Consider the following 4,979-nt stretch of genomic DNA (forward strand, 5'->3'; position numbering starts at 1 on the left):
ATAATGGGCTGGGGAGCGGCACGCATCGCTTTCACGAGTTCGCCAGTCATCCGCGTGAAAGCGGTGAGTCCCTTTGTATCCATGTCGACCAGCGGGCCGATGATCTCGAAGACGTCGCCGCCGGACGAAAAATTGCCGCCCGCGCCACCAATCACGATCACCTTGACGAAATCATCCTTGGAGCAGGCGTGGAAGAAATCCGTCAACTCACGGTAGCTCTCGAATGTCAGCGGGTTTTTCTTCTCCGGGCGATTGAGCGTCACCGTCGCGACAGCTCCGTCGACCGAGAGCAGGAAATGGTTGGGGCGGTAGCCGGAGAGCGGTAGCGTCACCGCGTTCGCGTATGTCGTCGTCACTGCGCTTCTCCCATGACGGCTCGACGGGCGGACAATTTGGTCTTGGCGAGAAGCCGCATCAAATCGCTCTGATCCCTCTGCGACAGATCTCCGAACAATTCCGCGATCCACACCTCGTGTTCCGCAGCCATGGCTTGAAACTCGACGCGGCCGGCTTTGGAAAGGCTGATCATCTGGGCGCGTCGATCGGTTGCCGAGACGCGGCGTTCGATATGTCCGGACGCCACGAGCCGTTCGACAAGTCCAGTCAGATTGCCGTTCGACACCATCATCCGTTTGGACAGATCAGACAATGTCATTCCAGACTTTGCCTTATCGAGCTGCGCCATGAGATCGAAGCGCGGCAAGGTCACGTCGAAGCGATCGCGAAGCCGTCGGCGCACCTCGCCTTCGATCAAAGTCGAACAGGTGAGAAGGCGCAGCCAGAGGCGAAGCTCGTCGCGATGATCGTCGGGCATCTCGACGGCTTTCGTCTCTGCGTCGAGCGGAATGCTTTCGTCACTCATGTCAAATCTCTCCACCCGCCACGACGATAGCCTGTCCGGTCACCGAGCGCGCGCCGTCACCGCAAAGCCAGAGCACCGCGTCTGCGACCTCGGCCGGATCGATCAGGCGCTTCTGCGGGTTATGTTTTACAAATTCGGCGAGAGCCTGCTCATGCGATCGGCCGGTCTTGGCCTTTATGCGATCGAGACTCTCGGCTACGAGGTCTGTGTCGGTGAAACCAGGACATACCGCATTCACCGTCACGCCGCTCGTCGCGACTTCGAGGGCGAGGGAGCGCACGAAGCCGATCACGGCGTGTTTCGCTGCGCAATACGCGCTCACATAGGGATAGCCTTTGAGCCCCGCGGTCGACGCCACGGCGATGATCCGCCCTCCACCGCGCTCGATCATGGAACCCAACACGGCCTGTGCCACATTGGTGACGCCGTAAAGGTTGACATCGATCATCGCGCGGAAAACCGCCGGATCCGACTTCGAGAAAGGCGCCGACGCCGCCGAACCCGCATTCGCGATCATGAGATCGACGGGTCCATTCACCGAAACAATGTCGGTGATAGCCTTCCGGACGGCCTCCGGGCTCGTCACGTCGGCCGCTACAGCGCTGCGGGCGACTCCGTCGGAGACGGCACGCTCCAGCGTCGCCGCGTCGCGTCCGATCACGGTCACGATCGCACCTGCGCCTGTCAGGCCAGCCGCAATGGCGCGCCCGATGCCACGCCCACCGCCGGTGACGACCGCGTGGCGGCCCTGAAGAGTCGTTGGGTTCATGTCACTCCGCAGCGAGAGAGTTCTCGCCCGCCTCCATCCTCAACTCCGCTCGCGTCTTCGGCTTGCCCCGAACCTTGAGATCCTCGAGATCCTGCCGATCACGAACGCTATTACGATATATCTGGTCTTTACCCGGTAGGTATTGCGGGGGGCAATGGACATTTTTCGCGCCATACCAGGCGGCAGCCTTCATCGTGAAGAAAGGATCGACCAAGTGGGGCCGCCCGAGCGCGACGAGATCAGCTCGGCCGGCAGCGAGGATCGTGTTGACCTGATCAGGCGTCGTGATGTTGCCGACGCACATGGTGGCCACGTCCGCCTCGTTGCGGATCTGATCGGAGAACGGGGTCTGGAACATGCGCCCGAAGATCGGGCGCGCATCTCGCACCGTCTGACCTGTCGAGACGTCCACGAGATCGACGCCATGCTCGGCGAAGGCGCGCGCGACAGCAACCGAATCGTCGCCAGTCACGCCCCCATCCGCCCAGTCGGTCGCTGAGATTCTGACCGACATCGGCTTGTGTGACGGCCAAGCGCCGCGCATCGCTTCGAATATCTCGAGCGGAAAACGCAGCCGGTTTTCGAGGGACCCGCCGTATTCGTCTGTTCGTTGGTTCGTGAGGGGCGAAATGAAGCTCGCGAGCAGATAGCCGTGCGCGCAGTGCAGTTCGAGCATGTCGAAGCCGGCTTCGTCACCACGCTTCGCGGCTTCCAGGAACTGCACCTTGATCGCGTCCATGTCGGCTCGCGAGAGTTCCCGCGGCACCTGACTGTCGGGGAAATAGGGCACGGAAGACGCGGAATAGATGTCCCACCCCCCCTCCTCCAATGGCCTATCCATGCCATCCCACATGAGCTTCGTCGCACCCTTGCGACCCGCATGTCCGAGCTGAAGGCAGAACTTGGCGGCGGAGTTCGCATGGACAAAGCCCACGATGCGCTTCCATGCCGCCTGCTGTTTGTCGTTCCACAGACCTGCGCAGCCGAGCGTGATGCGCGATTCCGGCGACACGCATGTCATCTCAGTGAAGAGCAATCCGGCACCGCCAGTCGCGCGGGACCCGTAATGGACGAGATGCCAATCGCCGGGCACGCCATCCTGCGCCGAGTACATATCCATAGGGGACATCACGACACGGTTCGCCAAAGTCATGTCGCGAAGTCGGAACGGCTGGAACATCGGCACGTCCGGCGTGTCGACGGCCACGTCAAATCCGTTCTCCTTCACTTGGCGAGCGAAAGTGCGATCGACAGCGGCGACGAAATCTGGCGCCCGCAAGCGAAGATTGTCGTAGGTGATGGCTTTGGAGCGGGTCATTACGCCGAAGGCGAATTGCACCGGATCGAAATCCCAGAAGCGGGCCACGTGTTCGAACCAGACGAGGGAAACGTCCGCGGCGTGCTGCGTCTTTTCGACTTCCTCGCGCCGCCCCGTCTCGTAGAGTGAAAGCGCGCCGTCGACCTCCGCATTTCGCTTGAAGGATTCATAGAGCGCTATCGCATCTTCCATCGCGAGCTTCGTTCCCGAACCAATCGAGAAATGGGCCGTCGCCTTGGCGTCCCCGAGCAGCACCTTGTTGCCGATCACCCATTTCTTGTTGCGGATCATTGGGAAGTTGCGCCAAATCGACCGGTTGGTGAGGATCTTGTGCTCGCCGAGGAACCAGCCGAAGACATCTTCCATCAATGCGGCGGATTCGGCCTCGCTCTTGTCGGCCAATCCGGCTCGCTCGAACGTCTGCGGATCCGTCTCGAAGATCCATGTCGAACGCCCCGCCTCATATTGATAGGCATGAGCGATGAAGGGACCCCATTCAGTCTCCTGGAAAATGAACGTGAACGCGTCGAGCGGTTTGGTCGAACCCATCCACGTGAACTTGTTCGGTCGCCAATCGACGGCAGGCTGAAACTCTTCCGCGAAACGATCTCTGAACCGGCTGTTCGCACCATCGGCGATGACGACGAGGTCAGCGTCCGCAAAGAGATTCTCGCCTTCGATCTCGACCTGATAGCGAAGTTCCACGCCGAGCTCGGCGGCGCGATCCTGCAAGATCAGTAAGAGCGTTCGCCGCGAGCATCCGCAAAAACCGTTGCCACCGACTCTGTGCGTCGCGCCCTGGAAGTAGATCGCGATATCGTCCCAATAGGCGAACTCACGCGTGATGCGCTGGTAGCTCGGCAGGTCGTATTTCTCGAAATTGTCCAGCGTCGCATCGGAAAACACCACGCCGAAACCGAACGTGTCATCCTTGCCGTTACGCTCGTAGACCGTGATCTCCGCATCGGGGCGATGCTTCTTCATCAGGATCGAAAAATAAAGTCCCGCGGGACCGCCGCCGATGATCGCTATTTTCATGAGACTCGAGTCCGAGAGCTGCAAATCGTGTTTATTTTAAGCTTAAAGCATTTCCCGTTCAACCCCCCTCGGCTGAATTCTCCCCGGTCGTTCCGCGCATTGCGAGAAAGCCTAACTCTCTGCGCCACCAAAAGAAAATCCCCGCAGCACAGAGTGCAGCGGGGATTTGTGACATTCAGGAGACGACTATTTGCTTAGCTTGCGACAAGCGCCAGCACCCGGAGCGGGCTTCCTGAGCCCTTCTCGATTTTCAAGGGCGCGGTAATGAGAACGGCTCCGGTGGGTGGTAGCTGGTCGAGGTTGCAGAGGCTCGCCAGACCAAACTTGTTCGCCCCATGCATGAGATGATGGGCCGGGAAAGCAGGCTCGAAAGCGAAGCCCTGACCGGCATCTGTTCCGACGGCTTCCACGCCCCAGCCGTTCACGTTGCGCTGTTCCACCAGGAACGTGATCGCTGCAGCTGTCGGACCGGGGGTATGTGGCCCGTCTTCCTTGATGTTGAGGAAGGCGGCCGGATCTTCGCGCTTCGACCAATCGGTGCGCATCAGCACCCAAGCACCATCGGGAATGCGGCCATGCTTCTTCTCCCACGCCTCGATATGCGACGGCTCGAGGACGAACTTCTCGTCCTCCGCCGCTTCCTTCGAGCAGTCGATGACGACGGCCGGAGCGACGAGACGCTGGACGGGAACCGTATCGGTGTAGCCGTCCGCGTGGTGCTTTCCGGTGACCCAATGCACCGGCGCGTCGAAATGGGTGCCCGTGTGCTCGCCACACGCGATATTGTTCCAGTACCAGCCGGGGCCCCGATCGTCGTAGTTCGAGATCTCGAGAATACGGAACGGATTGGAGGGTGCAAATTGCGGCGGCAGCTGAATGACCGGCGTCGACGGACGCAAGGTCTGCGTCAAATCGACAACGCGAATGCGCCCATCGGCGATTCCGGATGCGAACTCGATCAAGAGATTACTGGACATCGTTTGGCTCCTTCC

General features: G+C 60.5%; 5 protein-coding genes. All 5 read right to left on the bottom strand.

Going from position 1 to position 4,979, the window contains the following annotated elements; genetic code table 11:
- Nucleotides 1-356, bottom strand: a 356-nt coding sequence (locus tag AC1DT3_RS11820) for an enoyl-CoA hydratase-related protein (RefSeq protein ID WP_477465448.1), incomplete at its 3' end; no start/stop codon positions are given.
- Nucleotides 353-862: a MarR family winged helix-turn-helix transcriptional regulator gene (locus AC1DT3_RS11825; protein ID WP_477465449.1), complete on the bottom strand. Its 510-nt coding sequence runs from the start codon at nucleotides 860-862 to the stop codon at nucleotides 353-355. The genes AC1DT3_RS11820 and AC1DT3_RS11825, both read right to left, overlap by 4 nt.
- A gap of 1 nt (nucleotide 863) precedes the next feature.
- A complete protein-coding gene (locus AC1DT3_RS11830) occupies nucleotides 864-1,631 on the bottom strand; it encodes an SDR family NAD(P)-dependent oxidoreductase (RefSeq protein WP_477465450.1) in 768 nt (255 codons plus the stop codon).
- Nucleotide 1,632: 1 nt separating this feature from the next.
- The gene (locus AC1DT3_RS11835; RefSeq protein ID WP_477465451.1) at nucleotides 1,633-3,987 is read right to left on the bottom strand and encodes a bifunctional salicylyl-CoA 5-hydroxylase/oxidoreductase; all 2,355 of its coding nucleotides are present in this window, start codon (nucleotides 3,985-3,987) and stop codon (nucleotides 1,633-1,635) included.
- Between the two features lie 194 nt (nucleotides 3,988-4,181).
- The gene (locus tag AC1DT3_RS11840; RefSeq protein ID WP_477465452.1) at nucleotides 4,182-4,964 is read right to left on the bottom strand and encodes a cyclase family protein; all 783 of its coding nucleotides are present in this window, start codon (nucleotides 4,962-4,964) and stop codon (nucleotides 4,182-4,184) included.
- Nucleotides 4,965-4,979 lie beyond the last annotated feature (15 nt).

This window comes from Microvirga sp. P4_G7 (genome assembly GCF_056401005.1).

Excerpts from the sequence above, each read along its gene's own strand:
- AC1DT3_RS11825 (WP_477465449.1), bottom strand. The coding sequence starts at position 862 with ATGAGTGACGAAAGCATTCCGCTCGACGCAGAGACGAAAGCCGTCGAG.
- AC1DT3_RS11830 (WP_477465450.1), bottom strand. The coding sequence starts at position 1,631 with ATGAACCCAACGACTCTTCAGGGCCGCCACGCGGTCGTCACCGGCGGT.
- AC1DT3_RS11835 (WP_477465451.1), bottom strand. The coding sequence starts at position 3,987 with ATGAAAATAGCGATCATCGGCGGCGGTCCCGCGGGACTTTATTTTTCG.
- AC1DT3_RS11840 (WP_477465452.1), bottom strand. The coding sequence starts at position 4,964 with ATGTCCAGTAATCTCTTGATCGAGTTCGCATCCGGAATCGCCGATGGG.